Source organism: Pallidibacillus pasinlerensis (assembly GCF_009996845.1).
Taxonomy (GTDB): domain Bacteria; phylum Bacillota; class Bacilli; order Bacillales; family Caldibacillaceae; genus Pallidibacillus; species Pallidibacillus pasinlerensis.
Genome location: NZ_JAACYS010000008.1, coordinates 29,760 through 51,064, shown reverse-complemented (window position 1 = coordinate 51,064; position 21,305 = coordinate 29,760). Strand labels below are relative to the sequence as shown.

Annotated in this window: 20 protein-coding genes; 19 read left to right on the top strand and 1 reads right to left on the bottom strand. The window is 34.7% G+C overall.

What is annotated here, in order from left to right:
* Positions 1-9: 9 nt before the first annotated feature.
* The 13 genes from GW534_RS03210 (at position 10) to GW534_RS03150 (ending at position 13,193) form a co-directional block, all read left to right on the top strand.
* Entirely contained in the window at positions 10-402 is a 393-nt protein-coding gene (locus tag GW534_RS03210; RefSeq protein WP_161919614.1) for an Asp23/Gls24 family envelope stress response protein, read from the top strand.
* A gap of 178 nt (positions 403-580) precedes the next feature.
* Positions 581-976 (top strand): transcription antitermination factor NusB, encoded by a 396-nt coding sequence (gene nusB / locus GW534_RS03205; RefSeq protein WP_161919613.1) that lies wholly within the window; start codon positions 581-583, stop codon positions 974-976.
* 19 nt (positions 977-995) lie between these two features.
* Positions 996-1,853 (top strand): bifunctional methylenetetrahydrofolate dehydrogenase/methenyltetrahydrofolate cyclohydrolase FolD, encoded by an 858-nt coding sequence (gene folD / locus GW534_RS03200; RefSeq protein ID WP_161919612.1) that lies wholly within the window; start codon positions 996-998, stop codon positions 1,851-1,853.
* 112 nt (positions 1,854-1,965) lie between these two features.
* Positions 1,966-3,321, top strand: coding sequence for an exodeoxyribonuclease VII large subunit (gene xseA / locus GW534_RS03195; RefSeq protein WP_161919611.1), 1,356 nt, complete (start codon positions 1,966-1,968; stop codon positions 3,319-3,321).
* Positions 3,314-3,547 (top strand): exodeoxyribonuclease VII small subunit, encoded by a 234-nt coding sequence (gene xseB, locus GW534_RS03190; RefSeq protein WP_161919610.1) that lies wholly within the window; start codon positions 3,314-3,316, stop codon positions 3,545-3,547. Before xseA ends, xseB begins: the two co-directional genes overlap by 8 nt.
* Positions 3,534-4,427: a polyprenyl synthetase family protein gene (locus GW534_RS03185; protein WP_407670436.1), complete on the top strand. Its 894-nt coding sequence runs from the start codon at positions 3,534-3,536 to the stop codon at positions 4,425-4,427. Before xseB ends, GW534_RS03185 begins: the two co-directional genes overlap by 14 nt.
* 118 nt (positions 4,428-4,545) lie before the next feature.
* On the top strand, positions 4,546-6,438 hold the full coding sequence (gene dxs / locus GW534_RS03180; RefSeq protein WP_161919609.1) for a 1-deoxy-D-xylulose-5-phosphate synthase: 1,893 nt from the start codon (positions 4,546-4,548) through the stop codon (positions 6,436-6,438).
* A gap of 2 nt (positions 6,439-6,440) precedes the next feature.
* Complete coding sequence (locus GW534_RS03175) at positions 6,441-7,292, top strand: TlyA family RNA methyltransferase (RefSeq protein ID WP_161919634.1); 852 nt, start codon at positions 6,441-6,443, stop codon at positions 7,290-7,292.
* Positions 7,293-7,535: 243 nt separating this feature from the next.
* Complete coding sequence (gene ahrC / locus GW534_RS03170) at positions 7,536-7,991, top strand: transcriptional regulator AhrC/ArgR (protein ID WP_161919608.1); 456 nt, start codon at positions 7,536-7,538, stop codon at positions 7,989-7,991.
* Positions 7,992-8,049: 58 nt separating this feature from the next.
* Positions 8,050-9,744 carry a DNA repair protein RecN gene (gene recN, locus GW534_RS03165; protein ID WP_161919607.1) on the top strand — a complete coding sequence of 565 codons (1,695 nt, stop codon included), beginning with the start codon at positions 8,050-8,052 and terminating at the stop codon, positions 9,742-9,744.
* A 210-nt stretch (positions 9,745-9,954) separates the two neighbouring features.
* Positions 9,955-11,238 carry a SpoIVB peptidase gene (spoIVB, locus tag GW534_RS03160; RefSeq protein WP_161919606.1) on the top strand — a complete coding sequence of 428 codons (1,284 nt, stop codon included), beginning with the start codon at positions 9,955-9,957 and terminating at the stop codon, positions 11,236-11,238.
* Between the two features lie 229 nt (positions 11,239-11,467).
* A complete protein-coding gene (gene spo0A, locus GW534_RS03155; RefSeq protein ID WP_161919605.1) occupies positions 11,468-12,262 on the top strand; it encodes a sporulation transcription factor Spo0A in 795 nt (264 codons plus the stop codon).
* 199 nt (positions 12,263-12,461) lie between these two features.
* Positions 12,462-13,193: a glycerophosphodiester phosphodiesterase gene (locus GW534_RS03150; protein WP_161919604.1), complete on the top strand. Its 732-nt coding sequence runs from the start codon at positions 12,462-12,464 to the stop codon at positions 13,191-13,193.
* On the opposite strand, the gene GW534_RS03145 is transcribed toward GW534_RS03150, so the two are convergent.
* Entirely contained in the window at positions 13,182-13,418 is a 237-nt protein-coding gene (locus GW534_RS03145) for a DUF2627 family protein (protein ID WP_161919603.1), read from the bottom strand. The genes GW534_RS03150 and GW534_RS03145 overlap by 12 nt on opposite strands.
* 96 nt (positions 13,419-13,514) lie before the next feature.
* On the opposite strand from GW534_RS03145, the gene GW534_RS03140 reads away from it, so the two are divergent.
* From GW534_RS03140 to GW534_RS03115, 6 genes are all read left to right on the top strand, one after another.
* Entirely contained in the window at positions 13,515-15,206 is a 1,692-nt protein-coding gene (locus GW534_RS03140) for a sigma-54 interaction domain-containing protein (protein ID WP_161919602.1), read from the top strand.
* A 135-nt stretch (positions 15,207-15,341) separates the two neighbouring features.
* The gene (locus GW534_RS03135) at positions 15,342-16,451 is read left to right on the top strand and encodes a Leu/Phe/Val dehydrogenase (RefSeq protein ID WP_161919601.1); all 1,110 of its coding nucleotides are present in this window, start codon (positions 15,342-15,344) and stop codon (positions 16,449-16,451) included.
* Positions 16,452-16,524: 73 nt separating this feature from the next.
* Positions 16,525-17,946 carry a dihydrolipoyl dehydrogenase gene (gene lpdA, locus GW534_RS03130; RefSeq protein WP_161919600.1) on the top strand — a complete coding sequence of 474 codons (1,422 nt, stop codon included), beginning with the start codon at positions 16,525-16,527 and terminating at the stop codon, positions 17,944-17,946.
* A 33-nt stretch (positions 17,947-17,979) separates the two neighbouring features.
* Positions 17,980-18,972, top strand: coding sequence for a thiamine pyrophosphate-dependent dehydrogenase E1 component subunit alpha (locus GW534_RS03125; protein ID WP_161919599.1), 993 nt, complete (start codon positions 17,980-17,982; stop codon positions 18,970-18,972).
* Positions 18,973-18,984: 12 nt separating this feature from the next.
* A complete protein-coding gene (locus GW534_RS03120; RefSeq protein ID WP_161919598.1) occupies positions 18,985-19,968 on the top strand; it encodes an alpha-ketoacid dehydrogenase subunit beta in 984 nt (327 codons plus the stop codon).
* A gap of 17 nt (positions 19,969-19,985) precedes the next feature.
* Complete coding sequence (locus GW534_RS03115; protein WP_161919597.1) at positions 19,986-21,269, top strand: dihydrolipoamide acetyltransferase family protein; 1,284 nt, start codon at positions 19,986-19,988, stop codon at positions 21,267-21,269.
* Positions 21,270-21,305: the final 36 nt, after the last annotated feature.

Below are 21,305 nucleotides of genomic sequence, written 5' to 3'. Positions count from 1 at the left end.
GTGTACATAATGGCAGAACATAATGCATTAGAAATGGTGCAAGACGAATTAGGTAAAATTGAAATTGCACCTGAAGTTATTGAAGTAATTGCTGGGATTGCTGCGTCTGAAATTGAAGGCGTCGCTACAATGAGAGGTAATTTTGCAGCTGGTGTTGCTGAACGATTCGGTAGAAAAAATCACGGAAAAGGTATTCGCGTAGATTTATCTGACAATCAAATTAAAATTGATGTTTACTGTGTATTAAATTATGGAGTTTCTATTCCAAAGGTTGCTCAACAAATTCAAGATAATATCCGTCAAGCATTACTTAACATGACAGGATTAGAAACAGATGAAGTTAACATTCATATTGTGAATGTTAATTTTGAAAACTTAGAGGATAATAAAGAAGAAGAATAAAAAAACGTTTACAAAGCAGGGTATTTTACCTGCTTTGTTTTCTTTTGCGAAATTCTTCTAACTGTATTTTCTTTTTCAAGGGAATTGTGATATTATTTTTTGTGTGTTTTATTAGAAAACTTTTTTAATACAATTAAATCTTAAATTTTATTTATACATAAGAAGGAGTATGTCTCATATGAGTAGAAGGGCAGCCCGAGAAAAAGCATTACAGGCAATGTTTAAAGTTGATGTAGGAAAGAATGATCCAGAAACAGCTTTAGATCATATAGTTGAAGAAGGATTTAGTGAAGAAACATTCTTACACGACTTATTTTTTAATACAATGAATCATTTAGAAGAAATCGATCAGCTTATTTCAAAACATTTAGAAAATTGGACATTAGCGCGTTTAGCAAATGTAGACCGCAATGTACTACGAATTGCGGTAAGTGAAATGAAATACATTGATGATGTACCAATTGCTGTAACGATAAACGAGGCAGTCGAATTAGGAAAACGATTCGGCGATGAGAAATCAGGACGTTTCATTAATGGTGTTTTATCAAAAATTAAAGATGAATTAAATCGTTAATTTAACAGGAGGGTTTACTATGTCTGGCCAAATCATCAGCGGAAAAGAAATTGCAGCTAAAAAAAGAGAAGAAATTAAAGCGAAAGTTGAACAATTAAAGGCAAAAGGAATCCAACCTGGGCTTGCGGTTATTTTAGTAGGTGACGATCAAGCTAGTGAGCGTTATGTTCGTAATAAACAAAAAGCTTGTGAAGAAGTTGGCATGTATTCTTTATTACAAAAATATGATAGCGACATTACTGAAGATTTTTTAATTAGAAAAATTAAAGAATTAAATAACAATACAGATATACATGGTATTTTAGTTCAATTACCTTTACCGAAGCATATTGATCCACAAGTTGTAATTGAAACGATAAGTGCTGAAAAGGATGTTGATGGTTTCCATCCAGTGAATGTCGGTAAATTAGTAATTGGAGAAGATGGATTTATTCCTTGTACACCTTACGGGATTATGGTTATGCTGGAAGAAATTAATTATGACTTAACTGGTAAAAGAGCGGTAGTTGTAGGTAGAAGTAATATTGTTGGCAAGCCGATGGGTCAATTATTATTACAAAAAAATGCAACAGTAACCTATTGCCATTCGAAAACAGAGGATTTGCCGAGTGTAACTAGAGAGGCTGATGTTTTGGTCAGTGCTGTAGGAATTGCGAACTTCATTACAGCTGAACATGTGAAAGATGGAGCAGTTGTCATCGATGTAGGCATGAATCGTGATGAAAATGGAAATTTATGTGGTGACGTTCTATACGATGCAGTAAAAGATAAAGCATCCTATATTACACCAGTTCCTGGTGGAGTAGGACCGATGACAATTACTATGCTTCTTCAAAATACGTTAAAAGCAGCAGAAAGAATACAAAAAAGTAAATAAACGTATGAGTAGCAGTTCCTTAATTAGGTGACTGCTACTCTTTTTTTTAGTAGAATGTAGTAAGTATAATGTGAAATTAATTTTCAAAGGAACTATTTAAAGGGGAATTCCAATGAAACAAAAACAATATTTAACAGTTGAAGCCTTAACTAAGTATATAAAGCGAAAATTTGATTTTGATCCCCATTTGCAAAATATTTATGTGAAAGGTGAAATTTCTAACTTTAAACGACATACGAGTGGTCATATGTATTTTACATTAAAAGATAAAAAAGCTCGTATTGCAGCGGTTATGTTTGCTAGCTCTGCACGGAATCTTCGTTTTGAACCGGAGGATGGTATGACGGTTTTATTACATGGTGAAGTTACCGTATATGAACCAAGTGGACAGTACCAAATATATGTTAAAGGGATGGAACCAGAAGGAATTGGTGCGTTATATTTAGCTTATGAACAATTGAAAGAAAAGCTGGAACAAGAAGGATTATTTAAATTAGAACATAAACGACCATTACCTCCATATCCAGAAACTGTTGGGGTTATTACATCTCGAACAGGAGCGGCTATTCGTGATATAATTACTACGATAAAACGAAGATATCCAATCGCGAAAATTATGATTTATCCTGCACTAGTACAAGGTACACAAGCTGCACCATCCATTGTTCAAGCGATTGAAACTGCAAATGAAAGGCAAGAAGTAGATGTACTAATTGTCGGCCGTGGTGGTGGCTCAATTGAAGATTTATGGGCATTTAATGAGGAAATTGTTGCAAGAGCTATATTCTCCTCAAAAATCCCAATTATCTCAGCTGTTGGTCATGAAACTGATACAACGATTGCTGACTTTGTTGCCGATATGAGAGCTCCAACTCCAACAGGGGCAGCTGAATTAGCTGTACCAAATATTAAAGATTTATTTGAAAAAATTATAAATCATAAAGTTCGTATAACGAGGGCGACAAAAGAAAAATTAACATTTTATAAAGAGCGATTAAACAGACTGCAAAGATCATATGCCTTTCGTTATCCTGAAAAACTTTATGCGCAAAAAGCTGAACATTTAGATCGGACAATTAATGAAGCAAATCGTTTAATGAAACAAAAAATATTAGACGGAAACCAGTCTTTAATACATTTGGAACAACGCTTAAAAAGACAACAACCTGAGACACAATTAAATTTATCTAAACAAAAAATTGAAGCTTTATATAGACGTTTAAATCGTGTTATAACAACGACAGTTAATCAAAAAAATCAAGCTTTTGCCAACCAGTTAAGTACACTTAATGCTTTGAGTCCTTTGAAAATTATGGAAAGAGGCTACAGTATTGCCTATAATAAGGAGCAAAAAATTATTAAAAGCATTGAAGATGTCAATGTCGGTGAAACAATAACAGTAACATTAAAAGATGGTCATCTCGAAGGAAAAATAGTTGAACGAAAAGAAGGTGTAAGTAATGAGTGAAAAAGAAAAGTTGACTTTTGAAGAAGCGATGGAAAAATTAGAACAAGTTGTAGAAGCACTAGAAGAAGGAGATGTACCTTTAGAAGAAGCTATTGCAAAATATAAAGAGGGTATGGAATTAGCGAAGATTTGTCATCAAAAACTAACAAATGTTGAGGAACAATTAACAGAAATTTTAAAGGAGAATGGTGAAACGGAAAACTTCTCCATTAATGAGGTGGACTAAGTTGCAAATACCAGATTATATGAAAGACCAAATAGAAACAATTAATACTCAACTTAAGGACTATATTCAATCACTGCAAACACCTGAAACATTACGAAATGCGATGGATTATTCGCTTCAAGCTGGTGGTAAACGAATCCGCCCGTTACTTATTTTTTCCACTTTATCAGCTTTTAAAAAGAATCCGTTAATTGGACTACCAGTAGCTTGTGCCGTGGAAATGATTCATACGTATTCATTAATTCACGATGACTTACCAGCAATGGATGATGATGATCTACGAAGAGGGAAACCAACGAACCATAAAGTATTCGGTGAGGCAACAGCCATTTTAGCTGGCGATGGATTGTTAACTTACAGCTTTCAAGTGTTAGCAGAAATGGAACAGTTGTCTGCACATAAAAAAATAGCGCTTATTCGTGAACTTGCGAAAGCTGCTGGTCCAGAAGGTATGGTTGCTGGTCAAGTTGCAGACTTAGAAGGAGAAAATCAAGAATTAAATTTAAATCAATTAGAGTACATTCATAAACATAAAACAGGAAATTTATTAGCCTTTTGTATTAGAGCAGGTGCAATTATGGCTGATGCGGATGAAGAGACTTTAAAGAAATTAGAAGAATATGCTTTTCATATTGGTCTAGCTTTCCAAATTCGTGATGATATTTTAGATATCGAAGGTTCGATGGAACTAATTGGGAAAAATATTGGTCGCGATGTTGAAAAACAAAAAAGCACTTATCCGAAACTTTTAACACTGGAAGGTGCGAAAGAAAAATTAAATGACCATTTATTGAAGGCTGAACAAATTTTACAAAGCTTATCGATTGAACGAAATTACTTGAAATTTATCACAGAACTAATCGGCAAAAGAAACCGTTAACGATTTCCCGATGCTGAATTAGGTAGAAAAAATCTAGATTATTGACATCGTGTTATAATTAAAGATATTCTAAATTATACTGGAGAATAGGAAATCGAATGAAAGTGAGTGATCCAATATGGATCTTAAATCCATAGAAAATCCATCATTTTTAAAGGATTTATCAAAAAAGGAATTAGAACAACTAAGTCTAAATATCCGGAACTTTTTAATTAAAACGCTTTCTAAAACCGGTGGGCATATTGGACCGAATCTAGGGGTTGTTGAATTAACAATTGCATTACATCGTGCCTTTAACAGTCCAAAGGATAAAATTATTTGGGATGTTGGTCATCAAAGTTATGTACATAAAATATTAACTGGCCGGGCTAAAGATTTCGATTCTTTAAGACAATATAAAGGTTTATCCGGTTTTCCAAAAATGAACGAAAGTATTCATGATGTATGGGAGACAGGACATAGCTCAACTAGTTTATCAGCAGCGATGGGAATGGCAATTGCCCGTGATTTAAAAGGGGAAGATCACTATATTGTACCAGTTATTGGCGACGGTGCATTAACTGGAGGAATGGCTTTAGAAGCCTTAAACCATATTGGCCACGAAAAGACAAATATGATTGTTATTCTAAATGATAATGAAATGTCAATTGCTCCGAACGTTGGTGCTCTAGATAATATACTTGGTCGACTTCGTTCCGCGGGTAAATATAACCGAGCAAAAGATGAATTAGAAGCGTTACTGAAAAAAATTCCTGCAGTTGGCGGTAAAATGGCTCAGACTGCAGAACGATTAAAAGATAGTCTAAAATACTTATTAATTAACGGAGTATTTTTTGAGGAGTTGGGTTTTACTTATTTTGGACCAATTGATGGTCATAATTATGATGACCTATTTGAGAACTTAAAGTACGCCCAAAAAACTGAAGGTCCTGTTCTTTTACATGTTGTGACGAAAAAAGGAAAGGGCTATAAACCTGCCGAAAACGATAAAGTTGGTACATGGCATGGTACTGGACCTTATAAAATTGAAACCGGTGATTTTATAAAACCGGTAGACAGTAAACCTGCATGGAGCAAGTTAGTTAGTGAAACAGTTAGGGAACTAGCTAGGGTTGATGAACGTATTGTGGCTATTACACCAGCAATGACTGTAGGTTCTAAATTAGAAGGCTTCCAAGAGGAATTTCCAGATCGAGTCATTGATGTTGGGATTGCAGAACAACATGCAGCTACTGTAGCAGCAGGACTTGCAACACAAGGTATGAAACCATATTTAACAATTTACTCAACCTTCTTACAACGTTCATACGACCAATTTGTCCATGATATTTGTAGACAAAATTTAAATGTGTTTCTTGGAATTGACCGGGCAGGTCTTGTTGGTGCTGATGGAGAAACCCATCATGGTGTTTTTGATATCGCATTTTTAAGACATATCCCGAATATGGTCTTAATGATGCCAAAGGATGAAAATGAAGCGCAGCATATGATTTATACGGCGATTAATTACGATGACGGACCAATTGCAATGCGTTTCCCAAGAGGAAATGTTTATGGGGTTGAACTCGATGAAGAATGGAAGGAAATTCCAATAGGTACATGGGAAGTATTGCGAGAAGGAACAGATTATGCAATAATAACGTTCGGTACAACAATCCCAATGGCTTTAGAAGCTGCGAAAATGTTAGAACGATATGGTATCCAAACGAGGGTTGTTAATGCTCGTTTTATAAAACCGCTTGATGAACAAATGTTGCATAGTATCCTAAATGATCAAATTCCAATTTTAACAATTGAAGAAGCTGTCCTTCAAGGTGGTTTTGGAAGTAGTATTTTGGAATTTGCTTGTGACAATGGTTACACAAACCATGAAATTAAACGGATGGGTATACCTGACCGATTTATTGAACACGGCGATGTCAAAAGTCTTATGCAGGAAATAGGATTAACGACTGATAATATTGTTAAAACTATAAAAAATGAAAAACAAAATTTAATAAAGAGGGCTTGAGAATTTTGGCAAAAAAAGAAAGACTAGATGTAATACTAACTGAACGTGGCCTTTTTGAAACACGTGAAAAAGCTAAACGAGCGATTATGGAAGGGATTGTTTTTTCAAAAGAAGAACGTCTCGATAAACCGGGTGTAAAAGTTCCTGTTGATATTGAAATTACAATCAAAGGTAAAAAAATGCCTTACGTATCTCGTGGAGGTTATAAGCTAGAAAAGGCTCTTAAAGTATTTGATTTAAAAATTAAAGATAAAGTAATGATTGATATAGGATCCTCAACTGGTGGTTTTACTGATTGTGCTCTACAAAATGGCGTAAAATATAGCTATGCTATCGATGTGGGATATAACCAATTAGCTTGGAAGTTAAGAAGTGATGAACGGGTTATCGTTATGGAACGGACAAACTTCCGCTATATTAAACCAGAAGATTTAGAACGTGACATGCCACAATTTGCATCGATTGATGTTTCCTTTATATCATTAAAGCTAATGTTACCTCCATTGAAGAAATTACTAGTAGATGACAGTGATGTTGTTGCTTTAATTAAGCCCCAATTTGAAGCAGGGCGAGATTTAGTAGGTAAAAAAGGCATTGTGCGTGATCCGAAAGTACATATCCAAGTAATAGAGGATATAATTGCCTTTGCCCTTTCGGAAGGATACGATGTCAAAGACTTAACCTTTTCACCGATTACCGGTGGTGAAGGAAATATTGAGTTTTTAATTCATTTAAAATGGCATGTAAAAGAAGATGGCGTAGAAGGAACGAACTTTTTAAACGTTCCAGTAAAAGAAGTTGTCCAATCTGCCCATGAGCAATTAAAAGAAGGAAAAACCGGAAATAATGATTAATTTCATTTTTAGGGGGGCTGTTCACAAAATCAGCCTCCTTTTATTATTTGTAGGACATGTTATGTTCATTTATAAATGTGTATAATTATAAACAGGTTGATGAACTAGGTAAGAATCATTATGTATTAACACTTCTAAATTTTCCTTTTCCTAAATGAATGTAATTTTGTAAAATAGAAGTACAAACATAAACAAAGTTTTAATATTAATAATAAATTAATTGAAATAGAGCAGGTGAAATAATTGACAAGTAAATTACAACGTCATTTAAAAATTCGTGAGTTAATAGGGAAATACAATATTGAAACACAAGACGAGCTAGTTGAACTTATGCAGGAAGCGGGATTCCAAGTAACACAAGCGACAATTTCCCGCGATATAAAAGAGTTGCGACTAGTAAAAGTTCCATTTAAGGATGGACTATATAAGTACAGTTTACCGTCTGATCAAAAATACAATTCTTTAGAAAAGCTCCAAAAATTATTAGTCGATGCCTTTGTTAAAATTAATAGTGCCGGGCATTTAGTTATCTTAAAAACGATTCCAGGAAATGCTAATGCTGTAGGTAATTTAATTGATCAATTAGAATGGGATGAAATTTTAGGTACTGTTTGCGGTGATGATACGTGTTTGATTATCGCTGATACTCCAGAAAATGCAGAAAAAATTAAAGAAAAGTTTTTCGGTATGTTGGAATAATCCTTTAATTATTTGAAATTGAAAAGCAACACAATTGAATAAAAGGAGAGGGAATCGGTTGTTAGCAGAAGTAGCAATAAAAAACTTTGCCATTATCGAATCAGTGACGGTATCCTTTCAAAAGGGATTTACTGTTTTAACAGGAGAAACAGGGGCTGGAAAATCGATAATAATTGATGCAATTCATTTACTAGTGGGCGGACGAGGTTCGTCTGATTTTGTACGGCATGGTGCGGATAAAGCAGAAATTGACGGTTTGTTTTTAATTGATGATGATCATCCAGCAATCGATAAATGTTCTGAATTTGGTATTGAAATTGAAGAGGGTATGTTGTTGTTAAAAAGGGATATTTATCCTACTGGAAAAAGTGTCTGTCGTGTAAATGGTAAACTTGTCACAATTACGATTTTACGGGAAATTGGTAGAACCCTAGTCGATATTCATGGTCAACATGATAATCAAGAAATGTTAAATGAAAAGAGCCATATCCATTTGCTGGATGAATTTGGTGGAGAAACAATTAAAAATGCCTTGAATGAATATCAAGCTATCTATCGCGAATATACAAAAGTAAAAAAGGACCTTGCCTCTTTAAATGAAAATGAACAAATGATGGCACAACGACTTGATTTACTAAAATTCCAACTAAATGAAATTACAGCTGCGGAATTGAAAATTGGTGAAGATGAAGAGTTATTAGCTGAAAAGAAAAAGTTATCGAATTTTGAAAAATTATTCACTAGCTTAACGACAACATACGAAGCTTTGCAAGGTGAGCAAAAAGGGTTAGATTGGCTTGGACTTGCTTTAACTAATTTAGAAGAAGCACAAACGGTAGATGAAGATTTAAAAGAAATGCACGATGTTGTATCAAATAGTTATTATCAAATAGAAGATATCGTGCACACACTTCGAGATAAACTGGATGAATTAGAATACGACCCGAATCGTCTATATGAAATTGAAAATCGCTTAAATATAATTAATCAAATGAAAAGAAAATATGGTGAATCCATTGAGTCAATATTAGAGTATTGTGCAAAAATAGATGAAGAAATTGAAATGATTACGAATCGGGAATCTCATATCGAAACTCTAAATAAAAAGCTACAATCCATTGAAAAGGACTTATTAGTTGAAGCTAATAATTTAACTACATTGCGCAAAAAAGTAGCAAAAAAATTAACAGATTCTATTCATAAACAACTTAAAGATTTATACATGGATAAAACTGTGTTTGAAGTAAATTTTTTTGAAGAAGAAAATGTGGAGTTTCGACCGAACGGTATCGATCAAATTGAATTTTATTTAAGTACAAACCCAGGTGAACCGCTGAAACCATTGGCCAAAATTGCCTCAGGTGGAGAACTTTCCCGTATTATGCTTGCGTTAAAAACGATATTCTCACAACATCAAGGTGTAACATCAATTATATTTGACGAGGTTGATACAGGTGTAAGTGGCCGTGTTGCCCAAGCAATTGCTGAAAAAATTTATAGTATATCTGTAAATTCTCAAGTGTTATCCATTACTCACCTACCTCAAGTTGCCGCCTTATGTGATCATCACTTCTTTATAAGTAAAGAAATTAAAGATGATCGTACATTAACCTCTGTAAAAGTGTTAAGTGAACAAGAACGGATTGAAGAAATTGCACGGATGATTTCCGGCACACATATTACTAGTGCAACCGAAGAACATGCAAAGGAACTCCTTGAATTAGCTTCACAATTTAAATATCAACATAACTAAAACTTTTACACATTAAATCGTTCATCTTTTGATGGACGATTTTTTGCTTTTGCAATATCATTTCTCTTTTTTTACTCCAAATTGTACTAGATCCAAGTTTTTCCATTATGTACAGTATTTTTTTTGTTAACTTGATTATAAATATAGGCTGAATCGGCTAGATTATAAATGTACCCTTTGTGTGGACATGAAGCGAGGAGAGTGAGTGTATTGAATAGAGATAAAATTAGAAAATTATTTGGTTTAATTCTCCTTGTTTCTTTCGTTTATATTGGCTTTTTCTCACCAGTTGGAAAAGTATTAAACAATCCGAATGAATTAACATTGTTAAAAGGACAATCATATGAATTGGCTTCTGCACAAGTAGTCAACGCTGTTTCTGATTCATCCGATAAAATTCACGTATTGAATGATGAAAACTTAATAATAGAAGCATTAGAACAGGGAAAAAGCGATTTGCTTTTTGATATTGCAGGAATCCCAATAAAGAAAGTTAGTGTGAATGTATTAAAGGATTTTAAAGTAATACCAGGTGGACAATCCATCGGTGTAAAGATTAATTCCAAAGGCGTACTTGTCGTTGGACATCATCTAGTAAATACCCCTTCAGGGAAAGTATCTCCAGGTGAGAAAGCAGGTATACAAACTGGAGATTTAATTCTCAGTATCGATGGACAAAAAATCGAATCAATTAATGATGTTGGACCGCATGTTCAAAGATCCGGAAAAGAAGGGAAACCATTAAAAATTGTCGTTCAAAGGAAAGATGAACAATTTGAAACAGATTTACAGCCTGCTATAGATGCATCGGAAGGTAAATATAAATTAGGTTTATATATACGAGACTCTGCTTCAGGTATAGGAACTTTAACCTTTTACGAACCAAAAACGAAAAAATATGGTGCTTTAGGCCATGTTATATCGGATATGGATACAAAGATGCCAATTGTTGTAAAAGATGGCTATATCGTTCCATCTACGGTAACATCCATTCAAAAAGGAGCCAATGGTGCACCTGGTGAAAAATTAGCCAGATTTCTAAATGAAAGAAATATAGTAGGTAATATCCAAAAAAATAATCAATTCGGTATTTATGGGACATTAAACAAAGATTTGAATAACGGAATCTTGAATAAACCGCTACCAATTGCACTATCCCATCAAGTGAAAAAAGGGCCAGCACAAATTTTAACTGTAGTTGATGAAGATAAGGTTGAATTATTTGATATCGAAATCATAAGTTCAACCCCTCAAAAGTTTCCAGCAACAAAAGGGATGGTCATTAAAATTACGGATGAACGATTATTAGAAAAAACGGGTGGTATCGTTCAAGGAATGAGTGGAAGTCCCATTATACAAGATGGGAAATTAATAGGAGCAGTTACCCATGTGTTTGTCAATGACCCATCAAGTGGATATGGTGTTCATATTGAATGGATGTTAAATGAAGCAGATTTAAATATATATGTTAAGGGTGAAGAAAAAGCGAGCTAATTAGCTCGCTTTTATCTTTTAATACTTAGTCATTTGAAATATTTGCGGAAGTTAAGTAATATATTTATTAAAATCTTTCAAAATATTGCATAATTAGGGAGGAATGGATTACTTTATATATAGGTAGTAAAAACGACATTTTTTCAATTTTATAAAAGGGTTTTTATTAGCAATTGTCGAAATTGTAAATTACAATGAAATTTAAATACGTTTAGGGGAGGAAATCTGGGTGAAGAATATAAAAGTTTGCATAGTTGATGATAATAGAGATCTTACGGTACTTTTAAAGGATTATATAAATAATCAAAAAAATATGGAAGTTGTTGGGATCGCATATAACGGTCAAGAGTGTCTGAAGATGTTAGAAAACATTCGTCCAGATGTATTAATTTTAGATATTATTATGCCACATTTAGATGGTTTAGCTGTTCTGGAAAAACTAGCTGAGGATAAAAACCCACCAAAAATTATTATGTTAACTGCATTTGGTCAAGAAGATGTGACGAAAAAGGCAGTTGAGCTAGGTGCTTCTTATTTTATTTTGAAACCTTTCGATATGGAGTATTTAGTAGCGCAAATACGTCAAGTAATGGGGAAAGGCGGCACTCAGAGAAAAACGTCAAATATAAACAATAATCCTTCCATCATTATTCAACAATCCGATGAACCGAAAAGTTTAGATGCGAGCATAACAAGTATAATTCATGAAATTGGTGTACCAGCACATATAAAAGGCTATTTATATTTACGTGAAGCTATTGCGATGGTGTACCATGATATAGAATTATTAGGATCGATTACAAAAGTGTTATATCCAGATATCGCTAAAAAATATAATACTACGGCTAGTCGTGTAGAACGGGCAATTCGTCATGCGATTGAAGTTGCTTGGAGCAGAGGAAATATCGAATCGATTACGAATTTATTCGGATATACGGTAAGTATGTCAAAAGCAAAACCTACAAACTCAGAATTTATTGCAATGATTGCAGATAAATTAAGATTGGAACATCAGGCTTCATAATCATGGGATTTTATATATTTAGTGCAAGTTAATGATCGAGTGATGATTACTCGGTCTTTCTTTTATTATTCATTGAGAATCATTCGTACAGTTTTTAACTATTTCCTTTTAATTCTCATAAAAATAAATACACCTGTTCATTAACAGGTGTATTGTTTCTTTCTTGCCGATTTTAATAACATTATGAAGGGGTTGAATCATGACTTATATATTTGCCCACCGAGGTTCTACTGGTACACATCCAGAAAATACAATGTCTGCCTTTCAAGAAGCAGCACGAGTAAAAGCTGACGGAATCGAATTAGATGTGCGGCTGTCAAAAGATGGAGAAGTTGTGATTATTCATGATGAAACTGTAGATCGAACGACAGATGGCAAAGGCTATGTTAAAGACTTAACTGTAAAAGAGTTAAAATCATTAAATGCTGGTGCTAAATTTAAAGGAGGTATACATCAAGCTGAAATTCCTTTGTTAAAGGAATTTTTAGAATGGTTCAAAACTACGAATTTAGTATGTAATATCGAGTTTAAAACTCGCTCAATAAAAAATTATGACTTAGAAAGAAAAACGATTGCCATTGTTAAAGATATGCATTTAGATGATCGCATAATTTTTTCATCCTTTAATCATTTTTCTATTGTTTATGCATATCGTGTTGCTCAAAATATTGAAACTGCACCACTTTATTCAGAAAGTATTTTTAACCCATGGATCTATGCAAAAGCAATTCGTGCTAAAGCGATACACCCGAATTTTCGTTCATGTCCAAACGAATTAATAGTAAAAACACAAAAACACGGAATAAAAGTTCGACCTTATACAGTGAATGACAAAAAGGAATGGTTACGTTTATTTAATTGTCGAGTAGATGCAATTATAACGGATTATCCAGAAAAGGCGAGAGATTTTAGAGAGCAATTATTTACTTAATCTTCTCTTTTTCACCCTTTGTCTCTTTTTATCACGATGATAAATAAAACCGCCGATAAATCCGATACCTATAATAATCATGACAAAGCCAATTAATGCTTGGAGCCATAAGTAGGGAAATGGCCAGTGCAACTCATTAAATAATGTATCTCGAATATATTTTATACCGATTGTTGCTATTACACCTGGGATTAATAAGAGTAAGAAAGCGATAAATCGTGCCATTTTGTTATTCCTTTCAATGTAATATTCTATATATTGACTATGGTTTAAATTATCTAAATTGTCAAGAATTTTAAAATGGAAATAGGGGGTGTTTCAATGCAAAATGTAGTAATTTTAGGTGCGGGTGAAAAAGGATTAGCCATATTAGAAATTTTACATAAGGAAAAGGATTTTAACATTGTAGCTATTATTGATCAGGATAAAAGTGCACCGGGATTATTAGCAGCTGAAAAATTAGGCGTACCGACCGCTATGAACTTTTCTAATAATATGGAAAAGGATATACATGTCGTCTTTAATACAACTGAAAACAAGGATATCCCCAATCCCAAGATTAAAAGCAAAATGATCATCTGTGAGCCGATTTTGTCCCTAATCTTAAAACAGAAAGAGGCAATCCGCCAATTAACGAAAAAAACGGATGATTTAAATGAAATGCGTACAATGTTAGAAGCAATTATCCACTCGAGTGATGATGCAATTTCGGTTGTAGATGAAAAGGGAATTGGGATTTTAATTAACCCAGCCTATACTCGTTTAACCGGACTAACAGAAAATGAAATTATCGGTAAGCCAGCGACTACTGATATATACCGTGGTGAAAGTATGCATCTCCAAGTTTTAAAAACAAGAAAACCTGTAAGAGGTGCGAAGATGCTAGTCGGACCACATAAAAAGGAGGTGGTAGTCAATGTAGCACCAATTATAACCAATGGTAAATTAAAAGGTAGTGTTGCAGTCATTCATGATATGTCTGAAATTCGAGAGTTAACTACCGAATTGGAAAAGGCGAAGGAAAGAATTCGTACATTAGAAGCTAAATACACTTTTGAAGATATTGTAGGCACGACAGATGAAATCGTTATTGCAATTGAACAAGCAAGAAAAGCGGCTAAAACACCAGCTACTGTTTTATTAAGAGGGGAATCGGGAACCGGTAAGGAATTATTTGCTCACGCTATACATAATGAAAGTGATCGAAAATACAATAACTTTATCCGTGTCAATTGTGCGGCGATTCCTGAATCCTTGTTAGAAAGTGAATTGTTTGGTTATGAAGAAGGCGCCTTTTCTGGTGCAAAACGGGGAGGAAAGAAAGGATTATTTGAAGAAGCGAATAACGGGAGTATCTTCCTAGATGAAATCGGTGAATTATCGTCACAAATGCAAGTTAAACTATTACGGGTTCTACAAGAAAAGGAAATTATTAGAGTAGGTGGAACAAAGCCAATCCCAGTAGATGTACGAATCATTGCTGCGACAAATAAACATTTGGAAAAGGAAATAGAAAACGGAAACTTCCGCGAAGATTTATATTATCGTCTCAATCGAATTCCGATTCATATACCACCGTTAAGAGAGCGGTTGGAAGATGTACCTAAGTTATGTCATCGACTAATACAAAAAATTAATCATGATTATGGTCGAAACGTAGAAGTTATCGAAAAAGATGCCATTACAATTTTACAACAATATCATTGGCCAGGTAATGTGAGAGAATTAGAGAACATTTTGGGAAGAGCAATTATTTTTATGAATTATAATGAAGCAGTTATTAAAAAAGAGCATTTGCCTCCACTTGCTAAAAGTTCACAACCAGTTTATAAACAGACAGCCGTGCTAGAAAAAACAGAAACATTACAAAAAATGCTTGCTGATTATGAAATGAAAATAATTAAGGAAGTATTACAAAAGCATCGTGGAAATAAAACAAATGCAGCGAAGGAGTTAGGGATTTCAATCCGTAGCTTGTATTATAAACTGGAAAAAATGCAAAATTTTGCATGAAGAATTGTGCATTGTTTGCAAAAAGTTGCACAGAGAATCACTAAAACCCAAAGAAAACGCTTTCAAAATATTGGCACAAATCTTGCATCTTATAAAATGACAGGTGAAGTTTTACTAAAAAGGAGAGAGAAAAAGATGAGACTAGAAATTTTCAAAGAGATGGAGAAATATGATTATGAAGAATTGCATTTTGTACAAGATAAAAATTCTGGATTAAAGGCCATTATTGCAATTCATGATACAACTTTAGGTCCTGCATTAGGCGGACTTCGTATGTGGAATTATGAAAGTGAAGAAGAAGCCATTATTGATGCTTTAAGACTAGCTAGAGGAATGACTTATAAAAACGCAGCTGCTGGGTTGAATCTTGGCGGAGGAAAAACGGTTTTAATTGGTGATCCACGAAAAGATAAAAATGAAGAAATGTTCCGTGCTTTTGGCCGCTTTGTGCAAGGGCTAAACGGTCGTTATATAACTGCTGAAGATGTTGGTACAACAGAAAAGGATATGGATATTATTTATGAAGAGACTGATTATGTTACAGGAATTTCACCAGAGTTTGGATCATCAGGGAATCCATCTCCAGTAACAGCCTATGGTCTCTATAAAGGAATGAAAGCAGCTGTTGAAGAATATTTTGGTGATGCATCATTAGAAGGTAAAACAGTTGCAGTTCAAGGTGTGGGAAGTGTTGCTTATAATTTATGTAAGTATTTGCATGATGAAGGCGCAAATTTAATTGTATCGGATATAAATGAAGATGCAGTAAAAAGGGCAGTAGAAGCCTTTGGAGCAAAAGCAGTAGATCCTAATGACATCTACAGCGTTGAATGTGATGTTTTTTCTCCTTGTGCATTAGGTGGAATCATAAATGATGATACGATACCACAATTAAAAGCTAAAGTGATTGCTGGCTCTGCCAATAACCAATTAAAAGAAGATCGTCACGGAGATAAATTAAATGAATTGGGTATAGTTTATGCACCGGATTATGTTGTAAATGCTGGTGGAGTAATTAACGTTGCTGATGAATTATTTGGTTATAATCGTGAGCGGGCTATGAGAAAAGTAGAACAAATATATACAAATACGAAACGGGTTTTTGAAATAGCTAAACGTGATAATATTCCTACGTACGTAGCCGCAGGTCGTATGGCAGAAGAACGGATTCAAAAAGTTAGAGATTCAAGAACGACTTTTTTACGAAATGAAAAAAATATATTAGCATACCGAACAAATCGTTAATGGATAATGTTTAGGCTCTCATTTGTTTGAGAGCTTTCTTATAGAATGCAAATCCCGATATAGGAGGTAAACTATGGCAAAAGAATATGATTTAGTCGTTATAGGAAGCGGACCAGGAGGATATGTCGCAGCCATTCGTGCCAGTCAACTTGGTCTAAAAACTGCCATTGTGGAAAAAAACAAATTAGGTGGTACATGTCTTCATTCCGGATGTATTCCAACAAAAACGCTATTACGCAGTGCAGAAGTATTTCGGACAATTAAAAATAGTGAACAATTTGGTATTTCATTGGAAATTACTGATGTGAATTTTTCAAAAGTTCAACAACGAAAAAATGAAGTGACGAATCAATTACATCAGGGAATCAAACTTTTAATGAATAAAGGAAAAATGGATGTATATTATGGGACTGGGCGAATTTTAGGACCATCAATCTTTTCACCGATGCCTGGAACTGTATCTGTTGAAATGAACGATGGTAGTGAAAATGAAATGTTAATACCGAAAAATGTGTTAATCGCAACGGGTTCAAGACCAAAACAATTAGATGGGATTGAATTTGATGGCGATTTAATTTTGTCTTCTGATGACTGTTTAAATTTGGAAAAATTACCGAAATCGATGATTATCATTGGTGGTGGTGTAATCGGTGTTGAATTTGCATCGATGTTAGCTGATTTTAATGTTGAAGTTACTATTGTTGAATATGCCAATCGACTTATTCCTACAGAAGATGAAGATATAAGTAAAGAAATGACGAGAAGTTTAAAGAAAAAGGGAGTACAAGTTTATACTAGTGCAAATGTTTTACCAGATACATTGGAAAAGTCAAATGGCGTGAAAATTCAAATCGATTTAAAGGATGAAAAGCTAGTGTTAGAAGCAGAAAAACTTGTAGTATCCGTCGGACGTACGGCAAACATCAATGATCTCGGTTTAGAAAATACAGAAATCGAAGCTAATAATGGGAAAATTGCAGTTAATGATTTTTATCAAACGAAAGAATCTCATATTTATGCTATAGGAGATTGTATAGGTGGGATACAACTTGCTCATGTCGCGAGCCGAGAAGGAATAATCGCAGTTGAACATATGGCAGGTTTAAAACCGACGTTATTTACTGAACGGCAAGTGCCAAGATGTATTTACTCAAATCCTGAAGTAGCAAGTATCGGTTTTACTGAACAGGAAGCAAAGAATCAAGGATTTTCCATTAAAGTTGGCAAAATTCCATTTAAAGCAATTGGTAAAGCTTTAGTTAATGGAAATTCTGACGGCTTTATTAAAATGATTGCCGATGAAAAAACTGATGATTTATTAGGTATTCATCTAATTGGTAATCAAGTAACAGAATTAATCTCGGAAGCAAGTTTAGCAACATTGTTGGAAGCAACACCGTGGGAAATTGCTGAAACTATACATCCACATCCAACATTATCAGAAGCTTTTGCGGAAGTCAGTTTAGCTGTTGATGGAAAGGCGATTCATGGATAATTTTATAAAAATGAATAAAGGGGGCTTTAATAGATGGTTGAAAATCGTCACCAAAAGCTCGGTTTAAGTGACAATGATGTTTTAGAAATGTATGAATATATGGTGCTTGCTCGAAAACTTGATGAACGTATGTGGCTATTAAACCGTTCCGGTAAAATTCCATTTGTAATTTCAGGTCAAGGTCATGAAGGAGCACAAATAGGTGCAGCCTTCGCATTGGACCGAAGTAAAGATTATCTTCTGCCATATTACCGGGATCTTACGTTCGTCCTTGCCTTTGGTATGACTCCTCGAGAAATAATGCTAGGTGCCTTTGCAAAGGATGAAGATCCAAGTTCTGGAGGAAGACAAATGTCGAGCCACTTTGGCCAAAAGAAAAATCGGATAGTAACAGGATCTTCACCAGTAACGACACAAGTACCTCATGCAGTTGGTTTTGCGTTAGCTGCAAAAATGAAAAAACAAAATTTTGTTGCCTTCACTACCTTTGGAGAAGGATCATCAAACCAAGGTGATTTCCATGAAGGATTAAACTTTGCCGGTGTTCATAAATTACCTGTAATTTTCATGTGTCAAAATAACCAATATGCAATATCTGTTCCTATAGAAAAGCAAGTAGCAACGAAAAGTGTTGCGGACCGTGCAGAAGGCTATGGAATGCCTGGATATAAAGTTGATGGCAGTGACCCGTTAGAAGTATATAGTGTTGTAAAAGAAGCAAGGGAACGTGCCATTAAAGGTAAAGGACCGACATTAATTGAAGCGCTTACAATTCGTTTAACGGCCCATTCCAGTGATGATGATGATCGGGCATATCGAAATCCTGAGGAAGTAAAAGAAGCTAGAGAAAAGGATCCGATTTTCACGTTTGGAAAATATTTATATGATGTCGGAGTATTAAATGAAACGAAAGTGAAAGAGTTAGAAGAAAAAATTAAAGGAATTGTAAACGATGCGACAGATTACGCAGACCAAGCCCCATATGCGAAACCAGAAGACGCTTTAAAATATGTATACAAAGAATAGGAGGGATATTTAATGCCAGTTATTTCATATATTGAAGCGGTTACGCAGGCGATTCGTGAAGAAATGGAACGAGACGAAAATGTCTTTATTTTGGGAGAAGATGTTGGTAGAAAGGGTGGTGTATTTAAAGCAACCCAAGGCTTATATGAACAATTCGGAGAGGAACGTGTAATTGATACACCACTTACGGAATCTGCCATTGCCGGTGTTGCAATTGGTGCAGCGATGTATGGAATGCGTCCGGTTGGTGAAATGCAGTTTGCCGATTTTATCATGCCAGCTGTAAACCAAATTATTTCCGAAGCTGCAAGAATTCGTTATCGTTCAAACAATGATTGGCATTGCCCTGTTGTTATTCGTGCCCCATATGGTGGTGGCGTACATGGTGGTTTATATCATTCACAATCAGTAGAAGCGATTTTTGCAAATCAGCCAGGTTTAAAAATTGTTATGCCTTCAACTCCTTATGATGTAAAAGGATTGTTGAAGGCAGCAATTCGTGATGATGATCCAGTGCTGTTTTTTGAACATAAACGAGCTTATCGTTTAATAAAGGGTGAAGTTCCTGAAGAAGATTATGTTTTACCGATTGGAAAAGCAGATGTTAAGCGGGAAGGCGACGATATTACCGTAATAACATATGGATTATGTGTACACTTTGCCCTACAAGCAGCTGAAAAGCTTGCCCAAGAAGATATATCTGCACATATACTTGATTTACGAACAGTGTATCCGTTAGATAAAGAAGCGATTATCGAAGCGGCTGCAAAAACAGGAAAAGTGTTGTTAGTAACTGAAGATAATAAAGAAGGTAGTGTTATGAGTGAAGTTTCTGCAATTATTGCTGAACATTGTTTGTTTGATTTAGATGCACCAATAATGCGATTAGCAGGTCCAGATGTTCCTGCTATGCCGTTTGCGCCAACGATGGAGAAGTTTTTCATGATGAACCCAGAAAAGATTGAAAATGCAATGAGAGAGTTAGCGGAATTTTAGGAGAGGAGGAAGCAATTGTGGGATTAGAAAAGATTACAATGCCTCAGCTCGGGGAAAGTGTTACGGAAGGAACAATTAGTCAATGGCTCGTATCAGTTGGAACGAAAGTAAATAAGTATGATCCTCTTGCTGAAGTGATAACAGATAAAGTAACAGCGGAAGTTCCATCTACCTTCTCTGGAGTCATAAAAGAAATTATTGTCGAAGAAGGAAAAACGGTAGGGGTAGGAGAGACATTATGTACAATTGAAACAGAAACGAGTGAACAAGTTGTTGCCGAAAATAAAATCGAAGTTGTAACTACAGATGTGGTTGAAGAAGTGAAATCTGAACCACAAAAAAAACGGTACTCACCAGCGGTTTTACGACTATCTCAAGAACATGATGTAGATTTATCGAAAATTATCGGAACTGGAAAAAGCGGACGAATTACGAGGAAAGATGTATTACATTATATTGAGAAAAGAAAAGAAGCAGGAATTAAAGAGGAAAGTGTGGCATCTGATACATCTACTGTACAAAAGCCTGTAAAAACTGATGCTTCATTACCTGAAGAGAAAGAAATAAAGCCAGTTGCATCTACTTATTCAACTAAACCTGGAGATGTTGAAATTCCTGTAAATGCTGTCAGAAAAGCAATAGCAACAAATATGATTAGATCTAAACAAGAAATCCCGCACGCATGGATGATGGTTGAAGTTGATGTGACAAATCTTGTCCAATACCGTGATGAAATAAAAGATGAGTTTTTACAAAAAGAAGGCTTTAAATTAACCTATTTTCCATTTTTCGTAAAAGCAGTAGCCCAAGCTCTTAAGGAGTTTCCACAAATTAATAGTATGTGGGCTGGAGATAAAATTATCCAGAAAAAAGACATCAACTTATCTGTTGCTGTTGCAACTGAGGACGCACTTTTTACACCAGTTGTTAAACATGCCGATGAAAAAACGATTAAAGGTATCGCCAGAGAAATTACAGAACTAACTGAAAAAGTAAGAACAGGAAAATTATCATCGGAAGACTTGCAAGGGGGCACATTTACTGTCAATAATACAGGTTCCTTTGGGTCTATACAGTCAATGGGTGTGATTAACTATCCACAGGCAGCTATTTTACAAGTTGAGACAATCGTTAAACGACCGGTCGTAATGAGCAACGGTATGATTGCCGTTCGCGATATGGTGAATTTATGTCTTTCCCTTGATCACCGTGTGTTAGATGGCTTAATTTGTGGAATTTTTTTAAAACGAGTAAAAGAAATATTAGAAAATATGACGAAAGAAAACACAAGTATATATTAATTTTATAAATAAAATATTATATTCCTCACAATCTCT